The organism is Massilia luteola (assembly GCF_034420155.1).
Classification (GTDB): Bacteria; Pseudomonadota; Gammaproteobacteria; order Burkholderiales; family Burkholderiaceae_D; genus Telluria; species Telluria luteola.
This window is the reverse complement of record NZ_JAXOFN010000068.1, coordinates 1-3,413: the sequence shown is the minus strand read 5'-3', so window position 1 is coordinate 3,413 and position 3,413 is coordinate 1. Positions and strand designations below refer to the sequence as shown.

Below are 3,413 nucleotides of genomic sequence, written 5' to 3'. Positions count from 1 at the left end.
GGCAGCCGATCCGTAATGTGAGCATTACGGACATCACGATGAATTACAAGCAGCCGCCGTCAGCCATCGTGTCGATCCTGCACCGTATCAGCGGCTTCGTGCTGTTCCTCTTCCTGCCGTTCCTGCTCTACCTGTTCGAGCAGAGCGTCCGTTCCGAGATCTCGTTTGCGCACTTCGCCGGGATCGTCAGCCATCCGTTCACGAAGATCGTCATCCTAGGCCTGTCCTGGGGTTACCTGCACCACTTCTGCGCCGGCATCCGCCACCTGTTCATGGACAACCACATGGCCCTCGACAAGGACGCCGCGCAGCGCACCGCGCGCTGGGTGCTGGTCGTCAGCCTGGCCCTGACCCTGCTGGTCGCCCTCAAACTGTTCGGAGTGTTTTAATCATGGCTACCCCCAACAACATCGGACAGCGCCGCCTCGTCGTCGGCGCGCACTACGGCATGCGCGACTGGCTCGCGCAGCGCGTCACCGCCATCGTGATGGTCGTGTTTACCGTCATCCTGCTGGTCTCGTTCCTGACCGGGCAGAATTTCACCTACGAAGGCTGGGCCGGCCTGTTCGCCCGCCAGTGGTTCAAGCTTTTCACGATGGTCACGTTCTTCGGCCTGTTCTACCACGTGTGGGTCGGCATCCGTGACATCTGGATGGACTACGTCAAACCGGTCGGCATCCGCCTGACCCTGCAGATCGCCACGGTGCTCTGGCTGCTCGCCTGCGCCGCCTGGACTGTGCAAATTCTCTGGAGCGTGTAATCGTGGCAGCAATCAAACCCGCAATCCCCGTCCGTCATTTCGACGTGGTCATCGTCGGCGCCGGCGGATCCGGCCTGCGCGCCGCACTGCAGTTGTCCGAAGCCGGCCTGAATGTGGCCGTGCTGTCGAAAGTCTTCCCGACCCGTTCGCACACCGTCGCCGCACAGGGCGGCATCGGCGCCGCGCTCGGCAACATGTCGGAAGACGACTGGTTCTGGCACATGTTCGACACCGTCAAGGGCGGCGACTACCTGGGCGACCAGGACGCCATCGAATTCATGTGCCGCGAAGCGCCGAAGGTCGTGTACGAGCTCGAACACTTCGGCATGCCGTTCGACCGCAACCCGGACGGCACGATTTATCAACGTCCGTTCGGTGGCCACACCGCCAACTTCGGCGAGAAGCCGGTGCAGCGCGCCTGCGCCGCCGCCGACCGTACCGGCCACGCGCTGCTGCACACGCTGTACCAGCGTAACGTCCGCTCGCGCACGCACTTCTTCGTCGAGTGGCAGGCGCTGGACCTGGTCCGTAATGCCGACGGCGACGTCCTCGGCGTCGTCGCGCTGGAAATGGAAACGGGCGACGTCATGATGCTGCAGGCGAAAACGACCGTGTTCGCCACGGGCGGCGCGGGCCGTATCTTCGCCGCGTCGACCAATGCCTTCATCAACACCGGCGACGGCCTGGGCATGGCGGCGCGTGCCGGCATCCCGCTGCAGGACATGGAGTTCTGGCAGTTCCACCCGACCGGTGTGGCCGGCGCGGGCGTGCTGATCACGGAAGGCGTGCGCGGCGAGGGCGGCATCCTGATCAACTCGAACGGCGAACGTTTCATGGAGCGCTACGCCCCGACGCTGAAAGACCTGGCGCCGCGCGACTTCGTGTCGCGCTCGATGGACCAGGAAATCAAGGAAGGCCGCGGCGTCGGCCCGAACAAGGACCACGTGCTGCTCGACCTGCGCCACATCGGCGCGGACACGATCCGCAAGCGCCTGCCGTCGATCCTGGAAATCGGCCACAAGTTCGCCAACGTCGACGCGACCAAGGAACCGATCCCGGTCGTCCCGACCATCCACTACCAGATGGGCGGCATCCCGACCAACATCCACGGCCAGGTCGTCACCCCGGACGGCACCGGTTCGCAGAAAGTGGTCAATGGCCTGTACGCGATCGGCGAATGCTCGTGCGTGTCGGTGCACGGCGCGAACCGTCTCGGCACGAACTCGCTCTTGGATCTGGTGGTGTTCGGCCGCGCGGCCGGCAACCACATCGTCGCGCAGAACCTGAAGGAGCAGGGCAACCGCGCGCTGCCGGCGGACTTCGCCGACTACGCGCTGGGCCGCCTGAACCGCCTGGAAAACTCGACCGGTGGCGAAAAGGTGCAGGACGTGGCCAACGCGATCCGCGCCACGATGCAGAAGCACTGCGGCGTGTTCCGTACGCAGGCGCTGATGGACGAGGGCGTGCGCGAGATCATGGCGCTGGACGAGCGCCGCAAGCACGTCTCGTTCAAGGACAAGTCGAAGGTGTTCAACACGGCGCGCATCGAGGCGATCGAACTGGACAACCTGATCGAAGTGGCCAAGGCGACCGTCGTGTCGGCGGCGGCGCGCAAGGAATCGCGCGGCGCCCACGCCCACAGCGATTTCGAGCACCGCGACGACGAGAACTGGATGAAGCACACGCTGTTCTACTCGGAAGGCAATCGCCTCGACTACAAGCCGGTCACGACCAAGCCGCTCACCGTCGACACGTTCAAACCGAAGCCCCGCACGTTCTAAGAACCTGTCTCGATACGCGCGAACCGGTAGGGTGGGCCCCCGAGCCCACGCGGCAGCTGGCAGATTGCAAACGTCAGGCGTGGGCGGAGGGCCGCCCACCCGACGACTTAAGAATATGAGGTAACACATGGCACGCACAGTCCACCTGAAGATTTACCGCTACGATCCGGACAAGGATTCGAAGCCCTATATGCAAGACGTCACCGTCGAGCTGAAAGACACCGACAAGATGCTGCTCGACGCGCTGCAGCGCATCAAGGCCGACGTCGACGATTCGCTGGCGCTGCGCCGCTCCTGCCGCGAAGGCGTGTGCGGTTCGGACGCGATGAACATCAACGGCAAGAACGGCCTGGCGTGCACGACGAACCTGAACGAGCTGACGCAGCCGATCGTGCTGCGTCCGTTGCCTGGGCTGCCGGTCATCCGCGACCTGATCGTGGACATGACCAACTTCTTCAAGCAGTACCACTCGATCAAGCCGTACCTGATCAACGACTCGATCCCGCCGGAGAAAGAGCGCCTGCAATCGCCGGAAGAACGCGAAGAGCTGGACGGCGTGTACGAGTGCATCCTGTGCGCGTGCTGCTCGACGTCGTGCCCGTCGTTCTGGTGGAATCCGGACAAGTTCGTGGGTCCGGCCGGGCTGCTGCAGGCCTACCGCTTCATCGCCGACTCGCGCGACGAAGCGACCGCCGAGCGCCTGGACAACCTGGAAGACCCGTACCGCCTGTTCCGCTGCCATTCGATCATGAATTGCACGGACGTGTGCCCGAAGGGTCTGAACCCGAACAAGGCCATCGGCAAGATCAAGGAATTGCTGGTGCGCAGGGCGATCTGAGCCGGTCGTCCATGCATGACGTCCGCGTGGGCAC

4 protein-coding genes are annotated in these 3,413 nt (G+C 64.0%); all 4 read left to right on the top strand.

Annotated elements, in window-relative coordinates; genetic code table 11:
• The first annotated feature begins 8 nt into the window (after positions 1–8).
• The 4 genes from sdhC (at position 9) to U9J41_RS29145 (ending at position 3,379) form a co-directional block, all read left to right on the top strand.
• Positions 9–389 (top strand): succinate dehydrogenase, cytochrome b556 subunit, encoded by a 381-nt coding sequence (sdhC, locus tag U9J41_RS29160; protein ID WP_322405695.1) that lies wholly within the window; start codon positions 9–11, stop codon positions 387–389.
• Between the two features lie 2 nt (positions 390–391).
• A complete protein-coding gene (gene sdhD / locus U9J41_RS29155; protein WP_322404968.1) occupies positions 392–760 on the top strand; it encodes a succinate dehydrogenase, hydrophobic membrane anchor protein in 369 nt (122 codons plus the stop codon).
• Positions 761–762: 2 nt separating this feature from the next.
• On the top strand, positions 763–2,541 hold the full coding sequence (gene sdhA / locus U9J41_RS29150; protein ID WP_322404969.1) for a succinate dehydrogenase flavoprotein subunit: 1,779 nt from the start codon (positions 763–765) through the stop codon (positions 2,539–2,541).
• Positions 2,542–2,668: 127 nt separating this feature from the next.
• Complete coding sequence (locus U9J41_RS29145) at positions 2,669–3,379, top strand: succinate dehydrogenase iron-sulfur subunit (protein WP_322405694.1); 711 nt, start codon at positions 2,669–2,671, stop codon at positions 3,377–3,379.
• The last annotated feature ends 34 nt before the right edge of the window (positions 3,380–3,413 follow it).

What these genes read in the sequence shown, in the direction of transcription:
- sdhD (WP_322404968.1), top strand. Translation starts at nt 392, where the DNA reads ATGGCTACCCCCAACAACATCGGACAGCGCCGCCTCGTCGTCGGCGCG.
- U9J41_RS29145 (WP_322405694.1), top strand. Translation starts at nt 2,669, where the DNA reads ATGGCACGCACAGTCCACCTGAAGATTTACCGCTACGATCCGGACAAG.